The following is a 21384-nucleotide window of genomic DNA, read 5'->3' on the forward strand; positions in this document are numbered from 1 at the left end:
GAAATAGAGACTAAAGGGGCAAGTATGATACTTGAAGAGATGAGAGATGCTAAAGGAAGCCTTAATAAGAGCAAAGAAGTTAATATAAAGGCGCTAAAAAAGATAAATGACGTAGTAAAGAAATATAACATCCCTGTACCGCTTCTAGAGCAGTTTATTGAAGAATACGAAACTGAGGATGTCATAGGTCAAGAAGCGGCTGACACGCTCTTAAATGAGCTTAAACAGGGGGATAGTATGTATTTATCATCTTTTAGAGGATATAGGCAAGCATGTGAAGAAGACGACGAAGTATATGAGTACTATAGCGATGTTGTAGATGACTTTTTAGATTTCGGTCTTACGAATTACGGGGAAGCCCTCCAGGAAGTACTACCAGAAAGCACAGAGAAGAGGGTTGGTAGACCAGATGGAGAAGCATTGCTAGACGTATTAGTACCAATTAAATCTTCAGGTTTAGAGTACTTTCAATCAAAAAACCGCAACTCTCATGGTTATTATTACAACAGCCAGTACGCTAAAGAGTTAGCATACGTGCGTAGAGCTTTGCTAGAGGATCGAGAGTATATAGGTACTAGAAACGCATTCAATCGCTTAACGTCAGCATTTGAACAACTCTCAGACTATATGTATGAACGATATCATCAACTAGGCGGAACGCCTGTAAATTATCACGGACATGATGACAGAAAGAAATAAGGTTTAAACTAACCCACAATAACACCATATAATAAAATAAGCAACAAAGCAAAAATATTTAAATAAAATTAACTTAATAAGAACAAACGTACAAGCAGTCTGCTTTCAGGCTGCTTTTTTGATGTGTGGAAATATTTTAACGAACAGCTAATAAAATAACAAATAATAACAATTAGTTATTTTATAATAAATATATTTATAGATCTTAAAGTAAAAATAAATATCAATTATTGAAAATTATATAAAAATTAAAACATAAATCTTCAATAATAAATATATGCAGAATGCATAGAAGTAAAATAAAAAACACAGTCTCAAAAATGGAACCAATAAAAGAACCAACACAGGAGGTAGTCCCAAAAATGAGACCATAGGCGCCAAGCCTATGGGCTATTAGCCCATAGGCTTGGCGCCTATGGTCTCATTTTTGGGACTACCTCCTGTGTTGGTTCTTTTATTGGTTCCATTTTTGAGACTGTGTTTTTTATTTTACTTCTATGCATTCTGCATATATTTATTATTGAAGATTTATGTTTTAATTTTTATATAATTTTCAATAATTGATATTTATTTTTACTTTAAGATCTATAAATATATTTATTATAAAATAACTAATTGTTATTATTTGTTATTTTATTAGCTGTTCGTTAAAATATTTCCACACATCAAAAAAGCAGCCTGAAAGCAGACTGCTTGTACGTTTGTTCTTATTAAGTTAATTTTATTTAAATATTTTTGCTTTGTTGCTTATTTTATTATATGGTGTTATTGTGGGTTAGTTTAAACCTTATTTCTTTCTGTCATCATGTCCGTGATAATTTACAGGCGTTCCGCCTAGTTGATGATATCGTTCATACATATAGTCTGAGAGTTGTTCAAATGCTGACGTTAAGCGATTGAATGCGTTTCTAGTACCTATATACTCTCGATCCTCTAGCAAAGCTCTACGCACGTATGCTAACTCTTTAGCGTACTGGCTGTTGTAATAATAACCATGAGAGTTGCGGTTTTTTGATTGAAAGTACTCTAAACCTGAAGATTTAATTGGTACTAATACGTCTAGCAATGCTTCTCCATCTGGTCTACCAACCCTCTTCTCTGTGCTTTCTGGTAGTACTTCCTGGAGGGCTTCCCCGTAATTCGTAAGACCGAAATCTAAAAAGTCATCTACAACATCGCTATAGTACTCATATACTTCGTCGTCTTCTTCACATGCTTGCCTATATCCTCTAAAAGATGATAAATACATACTATCCCCCTGTTTAAGCTCATTTAAGAGCGTGTCAGCCGCTTCTTGACCTATGACATCCTCAGTTTCGTATTCTTCAATAAACTGCTCTAGAAGCGGTACAGGGATGTTATATTTCTTTACTACGTCATTTATCTTTTTTAGCGCCTTTATATTAACTTCTTTGCTCTTATTAAGGCTTCCTTTAGCATCTCTCATCTCTTCAAGTATCATACTTGCCCCTTTAGTCTCTATTTCCGTTTCTGCTATTTCTTTAAGTCTCTCATATACAGCCTGAATATTATACTTAACATTCTCATAGCTCGTAGTCGTATCTTCTCTGCTTCTGAGATCCTTTTCTATATCTGAGGCTATCTTTTTAGTTACATTCCTTAATTTACGATACTCAGATCTGTAAACAGACATATATTCATGTCGTTCTTCTAAACCCTTTAAATAGCTATCAAGTAATGGTTTCGCCTGTTCCATCATCTTCTCTATCTTCTGGAACTTCTCTAGATTTGTCGTTGCCATCAGTCTACCCCCTTTAGAATTATCTCTGTTCTTGGATTATCTAGCACTTGGAACTTTGCAGATTGTATCATCGTTATTCTACTGTCTTTTATCTTTAAACCTTTGAATATGCTATCTAGGATGGATTTTATTAAGTTGTCTAAATCAGGTGCAGTAGTTCGCATAATATTATTAATACGCTTTTGCCCTTTAGGTACTTTCAAATAAAAATATAGTTCCGCTTTTACACCAAGTTTAGCTGACATCACATTATAAAAGTCTTCGTTGTATGCCCCTGCTTCTTCTAACATCTTTTTAACAGCATCCATGTAATCAATATAGCTCTGCTGATAATAAGTGATGGTCTTCTTGTTCTTTGGATCATACCTAAATGAAGGTCGTGGGGTAGGTACTGGTTGTAAGTTTACTGTAAACTTCCATTCTGACATTTAACCCACCTCATTTACCTAAATGGTTTAGTTTACTCTTTAAATTATCGATATCAGTCTTGTTGTTATCATCTGTCGCTTCCTGCTTTACCGCACCATCTGTAATTTCTTTCATCCCCATAGAATTTAGGTGTTTATTTACAGTTTCTCTTTGCTCCGCTATCGCAGCTTCATGTTTTTCTTCCTTAGTCATTTTCTCTTCAGGGGGCAATGTCTGGTACTCATTAAACAGCTCTATTAACGTGTTAAGCTCTGATAAAGTAAAAACTTCTGCTAGTGCATCAAAGTAAGTCCTATCCTCAGCAACTTCTTTTAATTTATCAATATTTCTATAAATTGTTGATTTACCTTTATTTAATTTTTCTTGTATAACTTTTCTACTTTTAATATTAGCTGCACCAATATTGATAAACCATTCAAAGATCATCTCACTTTTCATTTTAGAAATACTTAATTTTTTTTGTGTTTTTGTATTAGCCATATAAATCACTCCTAATAATTATTATTTAAAATATCTCAATAATAGAGCGTATACTCTTGTACATTCTTGTATACGTATACAGTTGTACACTAATGTATACTTGTTGGTTTTAAGCAATATTAAACATTATTTACTTATTATTTTAATAGATGATTAAAATATATTTATTTATATATAATCAATGACTATTATTTAATCTAAACCTTTAAAATTTCATTAAATGCATTTTTAATATAATAGGTTTTCCCACAAATAGAACTGTAATAATTTATGATTTAATTATAACGTATTAGTCCCATATTTGAAACTATAAAAATCGTATTATTTATTGGCTTTATTTGTAAATTATTATTGTGTTTTATATTTTAAATATATTTAATATTTAATTTTATTTAACTTCTTATATATATAAATTAAAAGGCACTGAATTATATCAGTGCCTTTTAATTTATGCTACATTATATTCTTGATGTGTTTCGTTGACTTCTGCTGGATAATCTATAGAGATATGAAAATAAGTATTAGCGCCTAATAATGTCTCTACTATATATTCTTCTCTTCTGACTTCTTCAAACTGTGTTGCCAACTGTTTAACCTTTTCTGTATCAACTTCTCTATCTACGGTAGTTACATGGATTGAACTTCCCATTGAATAACTTTCAGATCTTACTTTTACTTTGCGGTTGCGGTTGCTGTAACCTAAATCCTTTAATTGCTTTCTTAACATTTTTCCTTTTTCTGCTACTGTGTGTGTAATTCATTTTAATTCTCTACTTATCTTTAAGATACTTAAATTATATATAATACATTTATCGTTGCAAAGTATTTTACTTAAATTTATTTAAGTATTTATATTTATTTGTTAATTTTTTGTTTTTTTATATATTCGAAAATTTCAATTGCAAGTTAGCCACTACATCCAAATTAATAGAGATAGTAGCTTAATGGTTCACTTAATAATCCTTCGGATTTTAGTGACTTCAGAAACAGGTATTTAGGTGTTTCATAATCTAGAATTTTTCTGGGATAATTGTTCATCCAGTTTTGGATACGATAAATTATCTCATCAGATACTGATTCCATACTGATTCCTTTAGGGATTATCCGTCTAATGAATTTATGATGGTTTTCTTTAGTACCTCGTTCCCATGATGAATAAGGGTGCGTAAAGTATATTTCAGTGTCAGGTAGTGTCTCCGTAAGGTCACTGAACTCTGATCCGTTATCAGAAGTAATAGACTTGAATATTCGTGAAAATGAATTATCTAATTGATCTTTTAATTGACTTAATGCTAATGTGACAGCATCATTATTTTTACTTTTAATAGGAACGATGATTTCATATCGTGTCTGTCTTTCAACAAGTGTAAGTAACGCTCTTTCGTTTTTAAGTTTAGAACCAATAACAGTATCTATTTCCCAATGACCAAAGACATCTCTAGAATTGATTTCGTGACTTCTATCTTCGATAGATTTTCCTAATACTTTTTTATTTTTTCGACTAGGTCTTCTATTTGTATTTGGTTTTCGTGATATCTTCTCTATAAGGTCGATATTAGAGGTCTTCATAATTCCTCTTTCAATCCAGTTATATAGTGTTGAAACACAAGGAATAATAGAATCACAAAAAATATTATTCTTTTTAGCATAGGCTATTACAACATCGGGAGACCATTTTTTATTCAACATCATCTTATCAGCCCAATCAATAAAAGCATGAGATAACTGATGTTTTGGTGTCCTGCAAGAATTCATACGATTTGTTTCATATTTAAGTTGAGCAACATCAGGGAAATAGCATTCATAATCATAAAAATATTCTTTACTATTAGAAACTATGCGCTTAATTTGTTTAACAGTTCCTCTATTGATCTCATTGTTAATCGTTTGAGGTGCTCTATTCAAAATTTTAGCAATAGCACGATTTGAATAATTTTCACTCTTCAAAATCTGAATTTGATGTCTTTCAAATTCAGTTAAGTGTTTTCCTTTAATATGATTAGTGGTACCATTTAGATGAGTCATTTGCATTCATTCCTTATTGTTTGTTGTGGTAACTACAATATTAACATGGATGCACATGGCTCATTTTTTATTTTTTTAAAGCACACCGTAGGTGGCTAACTTGATTATAGAATTTCCCTTTTTTATATATTTATATGTTTTTATTATTTGTACACTCTTGTATACTAAATAGTTCTATACATCATGTTTAAGACCGCTCTATATACTTCTAGTGTACTATTATTTACTTCTTTATTTTTAACTATATTTTCTAAAAGACTAATTGTTTCTTCCCATGCCTTTGCTTTTCTATATAATTCTTTATTTTGTGTTACCACATTGATCATGCATTCAGCTTTTCTTAAAAGCTGCTCCTTCTTTTCTAGTTTCTCATACTCTTCTGCTCTTGCTTTAAAATGATTAGCAATTTCTAATACTATATCATTACATTCATTCATAAAATCACCTTCTATTATTTTATTTCAAAATATTTAAATAAATATTCTGTATGCCTGTTATCGAAATACTTTTTCAAAAAGGTTTTACGTTCAGATATATCTTCTATATTTAAAGATTTATTAATTATCTCATCATATTCTGTAAATCCGCTTCTACAGTTTTTCATAATTACTTCCAGCTTCTTATTGATAATAATCTGTTTATCAGGATAACTTCTCATTTTCTAATAGATATAGTTCTTGACCTTGTCTTACAATATCATCTAGTAAATACCAAAAATCTTTTCCATTATTATATATTATCTTTCTCAGAGTCACCGCATCCTTTTCTATATTGTATACTTCTATACACTCTTGTATACTCTTGTACACTATTATATTTTATAAAAGACATCTAAAAAATAGATGCCTTTTATACATAGATTTCTATACCATCATTTTTTATCTTTACTACACTCACTTCATTTTCAGCTTCATCAATAAATACTGAGATATAACTTTTTATATTTTCATCAAATACTCCTATAGCGACCGCTTCATCTGGTGCATCAGATTTACAATGTGTTTCTGTAACAAATTCTAACGTACCATTTTCTAGTTCCACTTCTTCTTCAATTTCAAAATTCCAATGATCTGATAGCCTTGCTGAACCGTGCGGCTTTTTACCCCAACCGATACCATTAGAATTATATCAAGATGGGGAGTAGGGGCATTTACTAAAATCTTTACCTTCAAAGTATCTACTATATATATCTTTGAATTCGTCTATGCGTTCTCTACTAATGTAAAGCAGCTCTCTTTTTGGCTTCTTTCTTCTATACTTATCTTCCTCATCTATATATTTAAGTAAATCATAATGAGTTGTTATACTTTTTGTATCAACGATCGTTGCTTCATCTATATTCATTCCAAGTCGTTCAATAGAATAGAAGCTCCCTTGTATATCTATTCTTTCGAGTACATCTTCTCTCTCATCTTCATCTATAATATCTAACTGCTCCATATAATCTTCCATATCCTCATATAAATCTACATAAAGGTTATCATTTTTAATATACTTCACTGCTTCCTGGCGAATAGCTTCGTACTTATTAATCATATTCAGTCACTCCCAATAATTAGATATTAATTTACCTCTAATCTCATTATACTATCATATATGATAGTATTCATAGAATATATATTTTAAATTAATTATTTCTATTATTTGTACACTGTTGTATACATTTGTACACTTTTTTTAGAAAGTTAAAGAAAAAAGGTTTATACATGCCATTCGGCATTTTATGATTAATTATAGATAAGGAGGTGAACAAAGTGAATAGAGAGGAACGGAGAGAGTCAAAGTTAGACAAAAAAGTAGAGCGATGGAAAGAGATTACAGAAATCATCAAAAACATTCTAATAATCCTCACATCGCTCGTAGCACTAATCAAAGTATTGTTCGGGTGGGACTAACCCTCCGAAATCCATTATATAAAAGGAGTGATAATAATGACAGAAAGAAATAAGAATATATTTCAAATAGTATCTAACTTATGCATATCTTTTATTCTAATATTAATTATGTATTTACTACTGACTCATTAATTTTATAACTTACTACTTTATATCCTCTCTATTCACTAATATATGAAAGATACAATCAATACATTAATAAATAGCGATATATCCGCATATCAAATATCTAAAGGTACAGGTGTAGCTGCTTCAGGTATTCAACGCATTCGATCTGGAGAACGTAAAATCGAAAACCTAACTCTCGAAAATGCTGAAAAGCTCTATCAGTATCAACAGCAGTTAGAAACAACAAGTGGTGCAATATTAACAGATGACCAATTGCAATCAATCGAACTGAAAGTAAAAGATATGAAAAATGTCAGATTTAATAACAAACATGATGACAGTATCGAACTAATATTTAATAGTGATATATTTATAGTAACTATTCTATTTTCTAAATCATCTACACAAGTAAAAGCATATGCGTTAATTCATAATAAAAAATTTGGTGAAGAAATTACATCCATCAATAGTATCAAAAAACTTTACGATACATTACATCAATACCTAGCATACTTTAATTCCGATAAAAATATATGTGATACTGTGTCATTTATAAATTCACTTTCAAAGACTACAGTATAAAAAGAAGCATACTTTTAATATTAAATATGCTTCTTTTATTAGTACCACTTCAGATTTACTCTATCATTTGTATACTGTTGTACACCTTTATACACTGTTGTATACTCTTGTACACTAATATAATCATAAAAAATATATGAACTATTATTAGCTCTTTTCTTTTTATAATCTATTCTCTATTAAAAATAAAGGCATGCTCTCAGTATCCAAGAGCATGCCTTTAAATTAATCTCTATATTTTTCTTTTCTCGTATTATAAATCATCACTGCTGAATTCACTAACGTAATTAGAATCAAAGCCTTAAGCAAAAAACTATCTATATCAATTATATTAGAAGCGGCTAAAAATATTATAATTAATAGAATTATATTAATTATATCTTGTAAAAAATATTTTTTTTTCATATGTAAACCTTAGTCCTTCCAAATACCAAATGAGTATGTAAACCACTTATTTACATCCATATATATTTTACTCTTAGGATGTGCATCTGAATAACTACTCAAATCATGTGAAAGTAATTCTGCATATCCTGCTGCTGGTATTCCCACTACTGCCACTCCAGGTACAATTGATGCTAAGGCTGTTTTAAGTGCTGCGCTTTGCCATTGAGATGCTTGATATTTTGCTGCTGTTGCAGTTCTGAATATATGTTTTACACCCCACCAATATTTTCTGACTTCATGTGCTGGTCTTGCTGCACTATATGTAACAACTGATTTTTGTTTTTCAACTCGTTCCTTTGTCGCACTATTAATATTTTCACTATGAATACTGACTTGTTCATTTGAAAATTTAATTTGTTCTCGAATTGCTGAAATGGTTGTTTTATCAGCAACATCATAGATACCCTCATCTAAAACATACTGATTTCCAGAGACTTTAACATATTGATCATACTTCTGTAATTGAGCAGGAGTGACTTGTTTAATATCTTGTTCCGTAGAGACATTCTGAACAGAAGTCGAATTTGCAGAAACTTCTGCAACAAATGGTGTGAATGAACAGAATAACATGGTACTCGCAACTAGAATTGTAGTAACTTTAGCATTCTTTTTCATAAATATCTCCTCTTTCTCTTGTTTATATAATGAAGATTATCTCAATATATAAATTAATATTAATTTTTTTGTAATTATATTGCAATTTTTTACTTATATAATATGGAAATTTGACTTGTTGTATTTTGTACACTCTTGTATACAATTTAATAAAAGACCTCAGCATTTCACCGCTTCAGTCTATAGCTCTTCTATGTAGCTCTTAAGTATTCTATAGTTCTCTTTATTCTCTGTATTCATGAATATTACGATAGATCGTTCGTCTGTCGGTTTTCTTTTTCTACTCACATACCCCTTAATTTCTAAGCTCTTTAGTATCGGGGACAGTCTCTGATGACTCATATGCAACAAACCACAAAGCTCTAATGCAGTAAGTCCATCAGTCTCAATTTCTTCTAGCATATATAAGATACCTAATGCCTCTATAGCAACATCTAGCTCATCTCTTAATGGTTTTCTCATCTTTCTTACCAGGATTTCTGCTTCTGCCAGATCCTTAATGTTCATCATCATCTATCCTTTCTCTATATCCGCTTCATTATCCAGGTAAAGCTGATAAAGAAGCTCCATATTTTTTAAAGTCATATTATCCAGTGTTCTCTTCTCTTTTCTAAGATATGTAATCGTCGTCTGACTGATACCTGTATGCTTTGATATATAGTACCCTGTAAGGTTTGATTTCAGTAATCTCTGTACTGCGTGTCTCATCTCTTTAGACTTATGTGTATTATCCATATCTACTGATAGCAGCTTGTATTACTGGCTATCCTTTGCCCCTCTCTTATTCCTATCATAAAATATACTATAATTTATTATACTATATTTTATGACACTATAACCACAAAAAATAGGGGCTCCAGTTTTCTAGAGTCCCTATACGTTCCGATAGCATATCTTTCCACACATTTACACACATCATATATCACACATATTCAATAGGCTTTACTACTCTTCTTTCTGAGCATATCCTTCTGTCATTGACTGTTTCATTTCAGGCATGATTAACTTCTCTTCAGTTACCTTATATTCACCTGTCTGCTCTAAATGTTTCTGCTCTGTCTTTTTATCCGCTTCCTTTCTACCTGTAATCAACATCTCTTCTCTCTCCTTATATCTGATATTCATCATGCTTCATCCTCTCTTTTAACTGTCTGCATATCCTTACCTTTTAATCTATGCTTAGCTCTCTCTTCCTTGCTGACTGCGTACTGTTCTATCTCTTCTCTTAAGAACAGCTTTGTACTTCCAGTGTCATAGAATACAGGGATATAGCCTTTCAGTACTGCATTTGAGAACGTCCCTTTACTCTGCTTTGTAATCTTCACTGCTTCATCTCTATTGATGAGATTTTCTTTCAGATACTGCTTTAATTCTGACTTATCCATCTCTATTCCCCCTCTCTCTTCTCTGTGTCCTTCTGAGCGAATGATAAACGCTTCATACCTACAGAATGTCCTAAACGTCTTACCTGCTCTGTATCAGCTTTATTTGTCCGTATAATCTGTATCGCTCTTTCTATATCTATTAGACTCATATATGGATCGCCGATAAATTTCTTTCGTACTATTTACCCTGTTTCAACTGGTTATATCTTTCTTTAAGCTGTTTCATCTTCTCTGTGTATTTGTCATTATCCTTATGCTTCAGTAAATATAATTCATACTCAAAATAATCTGTCAGCTTCCCTACTGCTTCATCCTTCTTTCTACCATTAAAGCTCACGTGGTCGCTGTATGAACCATATAGCTTATGTCTTACCTTAAGATTTATAAGCCGCTTCACGCTGCTTCTTCTTTCAATCAGCGCCTTTATAACGTTGCGCTCTACATAAGCCATATTATCAACGAATAACCCTGCTTCTTCTATTTCTCCACTAGCCGCTTCTGGTTTATATTTTACCAGTTTATATAGCCTGTCAAAGTCTGTTGCTTTTGCACGGATATATGTTTCTTTATCCGACGATATAACGAAATTTTTTACAAGCACTGGTTTTACAGGACATTCCGATTTTTCAAAAAGTACAGATGTACTTAAAAATGTATCTCGCTTATTCTCTATATCCTGTACCTTTCTGAATAACCTCAACTTTTCTCTATTCACCTTAAATACAGTTGAGCGCTTTTGAAATACATGCTCTACACCTATAACCTTGCCTACAACAAGTCGATGGCTTCCATCTGTTTCCTGGTAGTAATACGTCCTCCCATGTTCATCAATATACTTTATAAAGTAGAAGCTATTAAAGCTTGACGGTTGTTCTTCATACAGTCTTCTAATCTCAGATATATTCATATCATGCCACTTCTCGAATAACCTTGAAAATCTTTCTTTTTGAAAGGTAGGCGTGTAATCACTGTCAAAAAACCTTCCGTTCAAATGATAGTGCCAACTTATACCGTTACACTTATTTTCAAGCCTTGCATAATCATGTATATCTTTCATAGGTACTATTCGTATCTCTGTATCTTCTCCAACTTCCTCATAACAGTACCTAAACTCTTTTTTGGGATACTTTACCGCTTCAAGCTTTTTACTATCTATCTCTTCCTGTGTCATCCCTTTTTCTATAAGGTATCCATCTATCGAACTGAAACGTTTCAACTGTTCTGTAAGATACATATCAATGCTCCTCTCTGCTTCAGTATGCTAGCCGCTTCTATCCTTTAACGTTCTGTTTCATACCTAGAACGCTTCATTGTTCGTTCTAAGGGTTGCTACAGTCCTTTATACGATATTCCTCAAATCTGAAAGGGTTATCTGTCTTCTATGTTCCTGTATCCTCTTTCATTTGTACACCCTTGTATACTATTATTGGGGGTACTTTTTACAGTATCATCTGGCGGAGGTTGGCGTGTGTTGTCGTCTGTGTAAGTCTTTGAGTGGTTTTCTCAAAGGCTGTAACTAGACGACAACACACGTCAGACGGAGCCGCCGAAAATTTTTAGGGGGGCAAATTCCCCCCCTGTCATTAAACTAACCCTTTACTCTTAAGGCTTGTCGCATCATCATCAGTTACGATTAAGGCATCCAACATCCCGATACCAAGCATATCCCCGATTTTGTCTACTCTTCTTGCCATTTCAACATCCTGTATGCTTTCATCTGCATAGCCACTCGGGTGGTTATGAATGACTATGAAAGCTGTGCAACTGTTCTCTATCAGTGGCTTGAATATCTCTCTTGGGTGTACAAGTGAGGCATCTACCGTACCGACATGCGCCACATAGGCAATCATGACCTCATTCTTAGTGTTGACACCTAGCACTAGCAACTTTTCTCTGTCGCAGTACCCGATTTCTTCTCTTGCGAAGTCGATAACGTTGTCCTTACAGTTAAGCTTTATACGTTCCTGTTTTGTCTTTCTGTAATACGTCTTGTTCTCTGTGATTTTGTAGATGTACTTTTCGTCAAATTTTTTCATGTTCCTTACGCTCCTTTGAATTGTGTGTGTTGTGTGTGTTGAGCCTGGAAGATTAGGCTCTGTATAGTGTTGATATGCTATCCCCCTTTCAACTTACCTTTATTATATGACATTATGTTAATCATGTCAACAGAATGCACTCACTTTTTAGCCGATTTCTACTATTTTTTAGGAGACTTGTCCCGAAGCAAAAAATGCCTGTAATCGTTCATAGGACTGCGAAGCTAAGTCCGCAATGACGATTACGTGCATTTTTTGTTGATGGGTGCAGTCGATTAAAAAATCGTTGAAATCGGCTAAACTTATATCTATTTTCTTTTGAAGCGGTTTTCAGACGTATTCTACTGAAGCAAGACATTTTAAGGGTGCGTATCACTTTTCTACTGAAGCGGGGGAGTGGGACGATGTGATATAAGGACGAAGATTGTTTACTATAGGTTGAATCATAAAATAACACCCGTATCCTATATCTCTACAGCTACGGGTGTTACTCGTTTTACATCGGGATATTCTTATAGAATTTTGACACTTTCATTATAGTATATTTATTATTGCAGTGGATCGCTTTCTTATATCGGTACAGCTTACTAATCTGCTTCTTAGAAACAAGCTGATAGCCCGCCCAAAGAAAAGAATTCAATTAATGCTTGTTGTACATCTTCTGGAAATGTTCTTGCGGATATTGAAACTGCTTTCTTTAGAGCGTTCGTTCTTGATAATCCTAGATTTCTTTGGTGTTGATAAGCCGTAGTAATCATCTTTGTCATCTTTGTCATCCCGCCAACTGCTTTAGCAGCTTTCTTAACTTTCAATATTTTAGTCCATGGAATCGCATTGCTTACCACAGCAACCCCTACAGCACTAATACAAGCTCCCCAGTCTAAGGTTCTCACGGTACTTTTATTAGATGGAGCAGTTGATTTTAATACAAGAGAGCCATTTTGATTCACAAAAACATGATTAGCAAATTCACTAGTTTTATTTTCATTCAACCATTTAACACCTGCATCTATACCTTGATCAGCGATAGATTGAGGCATTTTTTCAATCAAACTTAAAAACGGTGTCACTTCCTTTTCAAAATTACGAGCTTCTTGTTGTACTTGTTCTGTACTTACTGTATTAGCTAACGCAGTTGATTGATCAAAATATTGAGAAATTGGAGTTACTAACAATGCTAATGCTGTTACTTTAATCGTCAATTTACTAATCTTTTTATCCATAATGGCATCTCCTATTATTTGTATTTTATACAAAAAAATGATAACATGCTATGGAAAATGATACAAGATAAGAAGGTGTCTTATGTATAAAAAAGGAAACATTGTTTTTTTTATAATTATTTTAATACTTATAATCGTAACTCTTAATGGATTGTTTAATGATGGTGCTCAATCTCAGATGATAATAAATATTATTAGTCTCATATCCATATTATTACTAGCCATTTTTACTTATTTTTTTAACAACAAAAAAACCAAAAAATAATATCACCAAAATTATTTCTAGGTGCAAAAAGGTAGCTGATATCGGCTTTTACTTGGTATAGGGAACCTGTAGGGATAACTTTTATGATACCGCTTCTAGCAGGTCATATATACCTATATTCTCTCTGTAAGGTATTTGGGATGCTGCTTTACATTTCTATTACGCATGTGTTCCTGGTGCTTTGCATTGACAGAGCTTATTTTGAGCGGTAATGTTCCATACTGCGCCATAACTACTAACAGGAAGTACAGCTTAGCTTCAAATCTATGTATATGACAGATCGCTCATCTTCATGAAGCAATTCAGAAATATAATGAGCTTAAGGAGATTGTAACGTTCTAGTACGCCGCTTCATATATCTTCTTATAATGGATCATCCTTGTTCCTGGAAGCATCTTCTTATGACATGCTGTAATATCATAGAATAGATGCGCTCATTCACCTGTGAGTCTGATGTTACATATCATATGTTAAGTGTTAGATGTTAGGTGTTAAATGCCGCATATTAGATTGTAAATTTATAGGTTGGATCATAAAATAACACCCGTATCCTGTATCTCTACAGCTACGGGTGTTAATCGTTTTATACCGGGGGTGTTTCTGTGCAATTTTGACACTTTCATTATAGCAGATCGCTTCAGGTGATATTGAATTTAGAGAGAATCTCTACCAATCATACTCCTTCGAATAACAATTCAGATGATGAATCCATAGAAAGCTCTTTCCATATTATTTCCTTAAATTCACTAATAATTTTATATTTTCCTCCATCGATGTTATTCATAAAAATATATTTTATAATATTAATCAAATCTAAACTAGAAAAATTACAGGTTCCTGCTACAAAAAAATTTTTATTAAAAATTACGAGTATATCATGGATCTCTAGCACATACTCGTCGAAAAGATAATATCTATTCTGATGATTTTCACTTTTGAAAATAAATGTAGCTACAGGTCCGGGTCCCGCCCATTCTTCAGTAACGAAATATTTCATTCTATCTCCTTTTTCTTCTATTTGCTTTCTTCTTTCTGTACTTGTTTTTAGGATGAAAAACTATTATATTTTTAAAATTCCAGACATAATAAAGTGTCTGGAATTTTCTATCTTTTAAATATTTTTTATATATTTACTCCCGTTAAGTAGATAAACACTTTCATCTTCATAATATGGTATTATAGCAAACTCATTATCTATATATACTTTCAAGTTTTTAAAATATGGCTTACTATTTTCATGGTTCAAAATAAAAATGCCTGAAAAAATATAGTTATAGCTTCTATTCACTAATACAGAAAGTAGCTGCCTGTACAAATCAGTGCTTTCGTTTTCCATAATAATAAATTTCGATTCAACTCTAAAATTTATACTATTTTTATTTAGATATTCTTTCAACTCTTTGGTAGCGTTAAAGATTGCTAAGTTAAAATTAAATAAATTCATAAGATCTTCATTAAATTTAATATCTGTTGACAATATATCATTACCTTTGTATATCACACTTCTAGATAAATCTAATATCTCATTCTCAACACTAAACTGTATATCCTGTTTTTCTATTAATACCATCTCCATTTCTTTATCACTGCTTTTCTAAAAATTTATCATCACTCATTTCTGTGAATATTTCTTTCATCCTCTCTCCAAATACATAAATATATATATCCTCTGGTGGCACAAATATATAGTCTCCACGGTTAAAATCAAACAGTACATAATCTCCGTGAGGATATGGAGGATATTCAAAGCTTTCGTTTCCTTTTTTTAGATCGATATAAAAACTATCTATATCTCTCTCTAATAGATATAACTCCTCAAAGTTATTTACTAATTTATTAGTAATACAATCTAAGTAATCATCTAATTCACGCTCAGCTTCTATTAAATCTTCAGTTTTTAAAGGTAATATTTTATATTTATCATACTCAATAAATAACTCATCCCAATCTTCACAATCTTTTCTCCACATAAACATCGTGAGTCTAACGTATTTTCTTTTAAATTTCTTCCACCGTAATTTTGAAAATTTATATGTTATATCATAATGCTTCATTTATATCCCTCGTCGTTATCTTATTCTGTAGAATGTCTTATAATGATCTGACGTGTAGTATACTTTTCTTTTCCCTCTTTTTCCATGGTGTACTACAAATCTTTCTCTTCCTCTATTTCTGGAATGTCAACAGTTTCTTAGACAATTTTCATGTGCAAATTTTTAAACCCAAAGATGTTAAGTAATATAATGAAGAGTGTGGTCTAAAATTGTTGTACCAATTCAAATAATCAAATAATTCTGTTTTCTAGCTGATTCAAGTCTTCAAATAACTATACCATTTGAAGTTTAGATCCTGGTGTAGGTGTTCTTCTAGTCCTAGCTATAAATAAATGGTAAGTTCGTAAAGCGTTTATAGTTCCCGCAGGGGCTTTAAGAAAGGGGGTAAGAATATGGCTAACGGTTATTATATGTTAAGAGTAAGTCACATCAATAGAGCAACAAGAAATATCGTCGCATGTGCTTCATATCGTTCAGATGATGCGTTATTTAGTGAGAGAACAAACGAAAAAATTAAATTCAGAAATCACTCTGTTCAGCCAGAAAGCTTTATTCTTACTCCTGAAAATACTCCTGATTGGGCAACAGATCGTGAAAGACTTTGGAATGAAGTTGATAAGATTGAAAAGAAGAATACGAAGACAAAATCACCTAGACTTGCGACAGAAGTCTTATTAAGTCTGCCTAACGATCTAGAAAGAAATGTACAAAGAGAGCTGGTAAATAATTTTGTAAATGATGAATTTATTTCAAGAGGAATGATTGCAGATGTTAGTATTCATAGGGATGATATTAACAATCCTCACGCTCATATTTTGCTTACAATTAGACCATTAAATGCTGACGGTACTTGGGGTAATAAGACCGTTACTAGAACAAAATATGATGAAAATGGTACTCCAGTATTAAATAAAAATGGTAATAAAGTGAGAGTACAAGAACGCTTTGCTGAATTAGATTTAAAAAATTTACGTAAAAATTGGGAAGATAAATTAAATCAATTTGCTGAAAGAGAGAATAGTGAAAGACGATATGATTCAAGAAGTTTTATAGCTCAGGGTCGTGAACAAATAGCACACATACATCTTACTAGAGCTGAATATCACCTAGAAGAGAAAGAAAAAAGAAGATGTAAAAAATTAAATATTGAATATAAACCTATTACCTATTATGGCAAACTAAACAAAGATATTGCCGATTATAATAAAGGTTTATTAAATGATGTTTCTATCAATGAAGAACAAAACAAAAAACAGAATGAATTTAATCATATTGTTGAAGAAGCAAATAATGTTGTCAATTTCCATAAAGAAGCTAAGAAAGTTCTAGATAAAAGAATTAAAGGTAATGCTGGATATATTGAAGCTAAAGATACCTTAAATCAATTGAATATTGAAGCTTCACCTTACGGAAGGAAAGTACAAAATCAATTATTAAAGAATGAATTATCTATCAAATATATAAGAAAACTAAACGAAATTTTTGAAAAAGATAATAATAAAATTAAAGACTATGGTTTTAATCCTGAAACATTTAAAGATGAAATTATAGTAAAGGGTGAAGAATTAGAGGAAGAAAGATATAAATTATTAAAAGAAGAAGATATTAGAAACACGAATTACTATGCTGGTAAACATATATATGAATCATACAATGCGTTAAATGATTTTATAGTAAAAAATATGTATCCTAACAATGAAATTGATCTAACAAATGATGAAAAAGCATTTGTAGTATATGAAGCACATAAAGGTAACTTTATGGATTATAGTCAGATAGAATATGAATTTAAACAGTCAGATTATATACCTAGAACTTTAACGAATAAAGATGTATATATGTTAGCTAGTAAGGATATGTTCTTTGCGAAAAGAGAACAAAAATCTGATATAAATAATAAAAATGATTCCATGATGTTTAATGTAAATGAGTTATTCATTGAACAAAAAATGTTGGAACTTAATAAACATCAATACTTTATTGATGATGAACTATCTCAATTATTACCTAAAAATCATAAACATTTAGTAGATGATCTGACTAATTACAGTAAAACGCAATTAATTGGAAAATTAGAAAGATATAATAATGTTCCAGTAGATGAAATCATAGAAAAACATATAGCTGATGAAAAAAATGAAAATAAAGGTAAAAAAGAATTTATTCAAAGTAATAAATTATTAGCATTATCAAATCATTTATTATATACGATGACACAGCTATTCCAGTCACAAGAACAAGAACAACAAAATCAAACTAATAAGAAGAAAAAGAAAGAAGAAAAGAGAATGTGGAGTAGATAAAATTCATAATAAATTTACAAAGACAATATATAACTATTTTAAAGGAGTAGGTTTATGCGTAAACTTGAAATAGCACCATACAACCCCGCTTGGACAAACATGTTTAAAAATGAAGCTCAAGCACTCACGGAAGTACTTTCAGCTGAAATCATTGGTATAAATCATATAGGCAGTACTTCGGTTCCTAATTTATATGCTAAACCTATTATAGACATACTAATAACCGTTAAAGATATTAGTAAATTAGATAATTATAATAATATGTTAGCGGAAATGGGATATGAGGCGATGGGCGAAAACGGAATTTCTGGGCGTCGATATTTTCAAAAAGGCAGGGATGATAGAACTCATCATTTACATGTATATGAAATAGGAAATCAACATGTTCATCGCCATTTAGCTTTTAAAGATTACTTAATCAATCATCCAAATGAAGTTGAGGATTATGGACAATTAAAACTAAAGCTGACTAATGATAACAATACAACTATTGATGAATATATTAGAGGAAAAAATGACTTTGTCCAAGCACTAGAAGAACGAGCACTGAATTGGCATAAGAATAATAATTGAATAAAATTAAAGTAAGAAAATGTCTAGGCTTTAATTTATTTCGTTTGTCAAAATAAGCTAGACAATTCCTCATCTTCGATGAAACTCATAAATACTTCCAATGGTGTTTTATAGCCCAGCGATTTTCTGGGACGATGATTAATATTTTGAGCAACACTAATGATATGATCATCAGTGACTGAATTAAAGTCTAATTCTTTATCTAATCCACTGCGTCTAAGTATCCCGTTAGAATGTTCATTCAATCCACGTTGCGACGGAGTGCCGGGGTCAGCAAAGAATATCAAGATATCGTGTCGGTTACAGATTGTTTTCCAGTTGGAGAACTCCTTACCACAATCGAAAGTAACCGATTTAAATATATGAGCAGGTAAAGCTGAAAACATAGAGTGAAGCGCATCTTCAATATCATCTGCCTTGCGACCTTGAGGTCGTATAGTGATAATCATCTTAGAGATTCTTTCTACTAAGGTTATGACAGCACTCCCATGATTACGGCCAATGATAGTGTCACCTTCAAGATGACCAAATTCTTGAAAGAAGAAAGGAAACTCTTCTATTCTTTCAGAAATGTGTCTTTTGAAAGCCTGTCTACCTCTTTTTTCACAATGACCATTTGGCTTCCTTCTACCTTTCATAGGTAAAGATTGTACCGAAAAGACGTTTTCCTTAAACATTCTATAAAGAGTTTTTACAGAACAATCAATCGGGTGTTCACCTCTGCCAATAATGGTGTCAGGTGTCCAGCCATCGGCTACTTTTTCTCGAATATAAGCTGACTGATTTTCTGGAAGTACTATTCTATGTCTGCCACAATTTGATTTTCTTTGCTTAAACTCCTGGTAATATTCCAGTGCAGTTATACCTGTCTTAAGTGCATTTATTACGTTATAAATTGTCTGTCTTGATCGTTTCAATCTCTTTGCGATTTCTTTTACCGAAAGATTTTGATGATAATATGATTCTATGAACGTGAGTTCATCCGTGTTAAGATGTTTATAGGCCATTCTGTACTAACTCCTTATGTTTTCTTTGGTCGGAAATACATATTGAGTTTAGCACAGAAGACTTTTTTAGTTGTCTAGCTTAATTTTACAATCGACGGAAATAAAAAATACAACAGGCGACCTGCACCTCAAAAAATAGACAAATTAGAAACAGGGTTAAAAAATTGAGTATGTTAGTAAAAAAACAATATAATTAATATAAAGATTCAACCTTTTACATTCCTTTTTTTCTTTATTTTTAAGAGCTGTCCACAAACTCATAGAATTAATATCAAATAGAATTCCAGCTAATAAGAACCCAAGAGGCACTGTACTTTGTATGCTACTATTTACAATACCAAAAAAGGATCCTTTAATATTTTCAAGAATATTTTTTTGCATATAAATAATTGAGGGAATATTGGTATATCGAACACCAATTCCTAATAATAAAAGAGCTAATATAAATGAAAGAATTATTTATTTTATTATATTAAAATTTGTAAATACATTAAATGTATATTATTATGAAAATATTCTTATACAAAAATTAAAAGGAGGTAGGCTTATTGGGCGATACTATTATGATACTTATACTACTTTTTATATTTTTCTTGATTTTTTTTGATGTATATAAAATCAGAAGAAATAGTGAGATACTAATCGAACAAAATAAAGAATTAATAAAACATTTAAAAAGAGAAAGAGAAAATTAATCTAATAATTACTTTTCAAATAAACCAAAATTAGTTGCATGAAAAACGACTATTTTTCATGCAACTAGATCAACAAAAAAAACCTATAAAGTTTTAAATAAATGATAAGAACTTTATAGGTAATATATTATTAATTTTGTCACTTTATTTAACTACTCTTGCCTCTGTGACATTAAATGTGCCATTATAAATACACGCTACTTTGATTTTTGTAGTATATTGAGCGAAAACTTTTAATGCTGTAAAATGACCCGTACTATTTACAAGGTGTGTTCCTGCATTGTGCTTTTCTACATATGTTTTTTCTGACTTGCTGTAAAATGTTCCTGATAATTGGGGATCAAATGTTACATTTCGAACAACTTTTTTTGTTTTATTATATTGAAATGTTCCTGATACTCTATGTTTAAAATCAAATCCTGGGCCTTTATAGCCCACATATGCTTGGTAATCTTTGGTTCTATATGAACCTGAATTTATGGCTTTAAATGAAATTATTTGATTAGATTGATTTAAAGAAGAATCTTTTTGCTTTTCTTCAACTCCTACATACACTTCACTACCATCTTCAAATTTATATGATTCTAGACTACTAGAAGCACCATTACTTAAATCTTTATTTACGTTTCTAACTAACTCATTCAAAATATTAGGATTTTCATTTAATGTTTCTAAGTTTTTTTTACTTTGAATAGTTAAATATTCACTTTCTTGAGCATTTGCATATGAAACGTTTAGAAAAGAAATAGCTACACCTATTAATATAAGAGTAAAAAAAACAACATTATTTTTTTTCATTTT

28 protein-coding genes and 1 pseudogene are annotated in these 21384 nt (G+C 31.4%); 6 read left to right on the plus strand and 23 right to left on the minus strand.

The window, feature by feature from the left end:
- Nucleotides 1-699: pseudogene (locus tag KYI10_12680) on the plus strand (hypothetical protein).
- Between the two features lie 787 nt (nucleotides 700-1486).
- Here the strand turns inward: KYI10_12680 and KYI10_11265 are convergent.
- From KYI10_11265 to KYI10_11305, 9 genes are all read right to left on the minus strand, one after another.
- Nucleotides 1487-2461, minus strand: a complete 975-nt coding sequence (locus KYI10_11265; GenBank protein QYA33979.1) for a hypothetical protein — start codon at nucleotides 2459-2461, stop codon at nucleotides 1487-1489.
- Nucleotides 2461-2889 carry a RusA family crossover junction endodeoxyribonuclease gene (locus KYI10_11270; GenBank protein QYA33980.1) on the minus strand — a complete coding sequence of 143 codons (429 nt, stop codon included), beginning with the start codon at nucleotides 2887-2889 and terminating at the stop codon, nucleotides 2461-2463. The genes KYI10_11265 and KYI10_11270 overlap by 1 nt, the downstream gene beginning before the upstream one ends.
- A 10-nt stretch (nucleotides 2890-2899) precedes the next feature.
- Entirely contained in the window at nucleotides 2900-3370 is a 471-nt protein-coding gene (locus tag KYI10_11275; GenBank protein QYA33981.1) for a hypothetical protein, read from the minus strand.
- A 448-nt stretch (nucleotides 3371-3818) separates the two neighbouring features.
- Entirely contained in the window at nucleotides 3819-4019 is a 201-nt protein-coding gene (locus KYI10_11280; GenBank protein QYA33982.1) for a hypothetical protein, read from the minus strand.
- A gap of 275 nt (nucleotides 4020-4294) precedes the next feature.
- Nucleotides 4295-5395 (minus strand): IS30 family transposase, encoded by a 1101-nt coding sequence (locus KYI10_11285; GenBank protein QYA33983.2) that lies wholly within the window; start codon nucleotides 5393-5395, stop codon nucleotides 4295-4297.
- Nucleotides 5396-5559: 164 nt separating this feature from the next.
- Entirely contained in the window at nucleotides 5560-5832 is a 273-nt protein-coding gene (locus KYI10_11290) for a hypothetical protein (protein QYA33984.1), read from the minus strand.
- A 14-nt stretch (nucleotides 5833-5846) separates the two neighbouring features.
- The gene (locus KYI10_11295) at nucleotides 5847-6053 is read right to left on the minus strand and encodes a hypothetical protein (GenBank protein ID QYA33985.1); all 207 of its coding nucleotides are present in this window, start codon (nucleotides 6051-6053) and stop codon (nucleotides 5847-5849) included.
- A 191-nt stretch (nucleotides 6054-6244) separates the two neighbouring features.
- Nucleotides 6245-6436, minus strand: a complete 192-nt coding sequence (locus KYI10_11300; GenBank protein QYA33986.1) for a hypothetical protein — start codon at nucleotides 6434-6436, stop codon at nucleotides 6245-6247.
- An 87-nt stretch (nucleotides 6437-6523) separates the two neighbouring features.
- On the minus strand, nucleotides 6524-6931 hold the full coding sequence (locus tag KYI10_11305) for a hypothetical protein (GenBank protein ID QYA33987.1): 408 nt from the start codon (nucleotides 6929-6931) through the stop codon (nucleotides 6524-6526).
- Between the two features lie 218 nt (nucleotides 6932-7149).
- Here KYI10_11305 and KYI10_11310 point away from each other — a divergent pair, with 218 nt between their 5' ends.
- Entirely contained in the window at nucleotides 7150-7290 is a 141-nt protein-coding gene (locus tag KYI10_11310) for a hypothetical protein (GenBank protein ID QYA33988.1), read from the plus strand.
- A gap of 174 nt (nucleotides 7291-7464) precedes the next feature.
- Complete coding sequence (locus tag KYI10_11315; GenBank protein QYA34119.1) at nucleotides 7465-7980, plus strand: hypothetical protein; 516 nt, start codon at nucleotides 7465-7467, stop codon at nucleotides 7978-7980.
- A 414-nt stretch (nucleotides 7981-8394) separates the two neighbouring features.
- On the opposite strand, the gene KYI10_11320 is transcribed toward KYI10_11315, so the two are convergent.
- The 12 genes from KYI10_11320 to KYI10_11375 form a co-directional block, all read right to left on the minus strand.
- Nucleotides 8395-9042, minus strand: a complete 648-nt coding sequence (locus tag KYI10_11320; GenBank protein QYA33989.1) for a hypothetical protein — start codon at nucleotides 9040-9042, stop codon at nucleotides 8395-8397.
- A gap of 180 nt (nucleotides 9043-9222) precedes the next feature.
- Nucleotides 9223-9555: a helix-turn-helix domain-containing protein gene (locus KYI10_11325; GenBank protein ID QYA33990.2), complete on the minus strand. Its 333-nt coding sequence runs from the start codon at nucleotides 9553-9555 to the stop codon at nucleotides 9223-9225.
- Entirely contained in the window at nucleotides 9556-9750 is a 195-nt protein-coding gene (locus tag KYI10_11330) for a DNA-binding protein (protein QYA34112.1), read from the minus strand.
- 237 nt (nucleotides 9751-9987) lie between these two features.
- Nucleotides 9988-10170, minus strand: coding sequence for a hypothetical protein (locus KYI10_11335; protein QYA33991.1), 183 nt, complete (start codon nucleotides 10168-10170; stop codon nucleotides 9988-9990).
- Nucleotides 10167-10427: a hypothetical protein gene (locus KYI10_11340; GenBank protein ID QYA33992.1), complete on the minus strand. Its 261-nt coding sequence runs from the start codon at nucleotides 10425-10427 to the stop codon at nucleotides 10167-10169. Before KYI10_11340 ends, KYI10_11335 begins: the two co-directional genes overlap by 4 nt.
- 2 nt (nucleotides 10428-10429) lie before the next feature.
- Nucleotides 10430-10576 carry a hypothetical protein gene (locus KYI10_11345; protein ID QYA33993.1) on the minus strand — a complete coding sequence of 49 codons (147 nt, stop codon included), beginning with the start codon at nucleotides 10574-10576 and terminating at the stop codon, nucleotides 10430-10432.
- Between the two features lie 29 nt (nucleotides 10577-10605).
- The gene (locus KYI10_11350) at nucleotides 10606-11661 is read right to left on the minus strand and encodes a hypothetical protein (GenBank protein QYA33994.1); all 1056 of its coding nucleotides are present in this window, start codon (nucleotides 11659-11661) and stop codon (nucleotides 10606-10608) included.
- Between the two features lie 349 nt (nucleotides 11662-12010).
- A complete protein-coding gene (locus KYI10_11355) occupies nucleotides 12011-12463 on the minus strand; it encodes a JAB domain-containing protein (GenBank protein QYA33995.1) in 453 nt (150 codons plus the stop codon).
- A gap of 599 nt (nucleotides 12464-13062) precedes the next feature.
- Complete coding sequence (locus KYI10_11360) at nucleotides 13063-13686, minus strand: hypothetical protein (protein QYA33996.1); 624 nt, start codon at nucleotides 13684-13686, stop codon at nucleotides 13063-13065.
- A gap of 938 nt (nucleotides 13687-14624) precedes the next feature.
- Entirely contained in the window at nucleotides 14625-14948 is a 324-nt protein-coding gene (locus KYI10_11365; protein QYA33997.1) for a hypothetical protein, read from the minus strand.
- Nucleotides 14949-15062: 114 nt separating this feature from the next.
- The gene (locus tag KYI10_11370) at nucleotides 15063-15527 is read right to left on the minus strand and encodes a hypothetical protein (GenBank protein ID QYA33998.2); all 465 of its coding nucleotides are present in this window, start codon (nucleotides 15525-15527) and stop codon (nucleotides 15063-15065) included.
- 7 nt (nucleotides 15528-15534) lie between these two features.
- The gene (locus KYI10_11375; protein QYA33999.1) at nucleotides 15535-16005 is read right to left on the minus strand and encodes a hypothetical protein; all 471 of its coding nucleotides are present in this window, start codon (nucleotides 16003-16005) and stop codon (nucleotides 15535-15537) included.
- A 392-nt stretch (nucleotides 16006-16397) separates the two neighbouring features.
- Here KYI10_11375 and KYI10_11385 point away from each other — a divergent pair, with 392 nt between their 5' ends.
- Together KYI10_11385 and KYI10_11390 are read left to right on the plus strand one after the other, a co-directional pair.
- Nucleotides 16398-18308 (plus strand): MobA/MobL family protein, encoded by a 1911-nt coding sequence (locus KYI10_11385; GenBank protein ID QYA34000.1) that lies wholly within the window; start codon nucleotides 16398-16400, stop codon nucleotides 18306-18308.
- A 54-nt stretch (nucleotides 18309-18362) separates the two neighbouring features.
- A complete protein-coding gene (locus KYI10_11390) occupies nucleotides 18363-18881 on the plus strand; it encodes a GrpB family protein (protein QYA34001.1) in 519 nt (172 codons plus the stop codon).
- A 47-nt stretch (nucleotides 18882-18928) separates the two neighbouring features.
- On the opposite strand, the gene KYI10_11395 is transcribed toward KYI10_11390, so the two are convergent.
- Nucleotides 18929-19888, minus strand: coding sequence for an IS30 family transposase (locus tag KYI10_11395; GenBank protein ID QYA34002.1), 960 nt, complete (start codon nucleotides 19886-19888; stop codon nucleotides 18929-18931).
- 548 nt (nucleotides 19889-20436) lie between these two features.
- Here KYI10_11395 and KYI10_11400 point away from each other — a divergent pair.
- Nucleotides 20437-20583 carry a hypothetical protein gene (locus KYI10_11400; protein QYA34003.1) on the plus strand — a complete coding sequence of 49 codons (147 nt, stop codon included), beginning with the start codon at nucleotides 20437-20439 and terminating at the stop codon, nucleotides 20581-20583.
- A gap of 144 nt (nucleotides 20584-20727) precedes the next feature.
- On the opposite strand, the gene KYI10_11405 is transcribed toward KYI10_11400, so the two are convergent.
- Nucleotides 20728-21381: a hypothetical protein gene (locus KYI10_11405; protein QYA34004.1), complete on the minus strand. Its 654-nt coding sequence runs from the start codon at nucleotides 21379-21381 to the stop codon at nucleotides 20728-20730.
- Nucleotides 21382-21384: the final 3 nt, after the last annotated feature.

The sequence above is a fragment of the Macrococcus sp. 19Msa1099 genome, from assembly GCA_019357535.2.
GTDB classification, from domain to species: domain Bacteria; phylum Bacillota; class Bacilli; order Staphylococcales; family Staphylococcaceae; genus Macrococcoides; species Macrococcoides psychrotolerans.

What these genes read in the sequence shown, in the direction of transcription:
- KYI10_11320 (QYA33989.1), bottom strand. Translation starts at nt 9,042, where the DNA reads ATGAAAAAGAATGCTAAAGTTACTACAATTCTAGTTGCGAGTACCATG.
- KYI10_11325 (QYA33990.2), bottom strand. Translation starts at nt 9,555, where the DNA reads ATGATGATGAACATTAAGGATCTGGCAGAAGCAGAAATCCTGGTAAGA.
- KYI10_11330 (QYA34112.1), bottom strand. Translation starts at nt 9,750, where the DNA reads ATGAGACACGCAGTACAGAGATTACTGAAATCAAACCTTACAGGGTAC.
- KYI10_11395 (QYA34002.1), bottom strand. Translation starts at nt 19,888, where the DNA reads ATGGCCTATAAACATCTTAACACGGATGAACTCACGTTCATAGAATCA.
- KYI10_11370 (QYA33998.2), bottom strand. Translation starts at nt 15,527, where the DNA reads ATGGAGATGGTATTAATAGAAAAACAGGATATACAGTTTAGTGTTGAG.
- KYI10_11275 (QYA33981.1), bottom strand. Translation starts at nt 3,370, where the DNA reads ATGGCTAATACAAAAACACAAAAAAAATTAAGTATTTCTAAAATGAAA.
- KYI10_11405 (QYA34004.1), bottom strand. Translation starts at nt 21,381, where the DNA reads ATGAAAAAAAATAATGTTGTTTTTTTTACTCTTATATTAATAGGTGTA.
- KYI10_11360 (QYA33996.1), bottom strand. Translation starts at nt 13,686, where the DNA reads ATGGATAAAAAGATTAGTAAATTGACGATTAAAGTAACAGCATTAGCA.
- KYI10_11285 (QYA33983.2), bottom strand. Translation starts at nt 5,395, where the DNA reads ATGACTCATCTAAATGGTACCACTAATCATATTAAAGGAAAACACTTA.
- KYI10_11270 (QYA33980.1), bottom strand. Translation starts at nt 2,889, where the DNA reads ATGTCAGAATGGAAGTTTACAGTAAACTTACAACCAGTACCTACCCCA.
- KYI10_11335 (QYA33991.1), bottom strand. Translation starts at nt 10,170, where the DNA reads ATGATGAATATCAGATATAAGGAGAGAGAAGAGATGTTGATTACAGGT.
- KYI10_11365 (QYA33997.1), bottom strand. Translation starts at nt 14,948, where the DNA reads ATGAAATATTTCGTTACTGAAGAATGGGCGGGACCCGGACCTGTAGCT.
- KYI10_11375 (QYA33999.1), bottom strand. Translation starts at nt 16,005, where the DNA reads ATGAAGCATTATGATATAACATATAAATTTTCAAAATTACGGTGGAAG.
- KYI10_11345 (QYA33993.1), bottom strand. Translation starts at nt 10,576, where the DNA reads ATGAGTCTAATAGATATAGAAAGAGCGATACAGATTATACGGACAAAT.
- KYI10_11265 (QYA33979.1), bottom strand. Translation starts at nt 2,461, where the DNA reads ATGGCAACGACAAATCTAGAGAAGTTCCAGAAGATAGAGAAGATGATG.
- KYI10_11305 (QYA33987.1), bottom strand. Translation starts at nt 6,931, where the DNA reads ATGATTAATAAGTACGAAGCTATTCGCCAGGAAGCAGTGAAGTATATT.
- KYI10_11315 (QYA34119.1), top strand. Translation starts at nt 7,465, where the DNA reads ATGAAAGATACAATCAATACATTAATAAATAGCGATATATCCGCATAT.
- KYI10_11295 (QYA33985.1), bottom strand. Translation starts at nt 6,053, where the DNA reads ATGAGAAGTTATCCTGATAAACAGATTATTATCAATAAGAAGCTGGAA.
- KYI10_11350 (QYA33994.1), bottom strand. Translation starts at nt 11,661, where the DNA reads ATGTATCTTACAGAACAGTTGAAACGTTTCAGTTCGATAGATGGATAC.
- KYI10_11340 (QYA33992.1), bottom strand. Translation starts at nt 10,427, where the DNA reads ATGGATAAGTCAGAATTAAAGCAGTATCTGAAAGAAAATCTCATCAAT.
- KYI10_11385 (QYA34000.1), top strand. Translation starts at nt 16,398, where the DNA reads ATGGCTAACGGTTATTATATGTTAAGAGTAAGTCACATCAATAGAGCA.
- KYI10_11355 (QYA33995.1), bottom strand. Translation starts at nt 12,463, where the DNA reads ATGAAAAAATTTGACGAAAAGTACATCTACAAAATCACAGAGAACAAG.
- KYI10_11290 (QYA33984.1), bottom strand. Translation starts at nt 5,832, where the DNA reads ATGAATGAATGTAATGATATAGTATTAGAAATTGCTAATCATTTTAAA.
- KYI10_11280 (QYA33982.1), bottom strand. Translation starts at nt 4,019, where the DNA reads ATGGGAAGTTCAATCCATGTAACTACCGTAGATAGAGAAGTTGATACA.
- KYI10_11390 (QYA34001.1), top strand. Translation starts at nt 18,363, where the DNA reads ATGCGTAAACTTGAAATAGCACCATACAACCCCGCTTGGACAAACATG.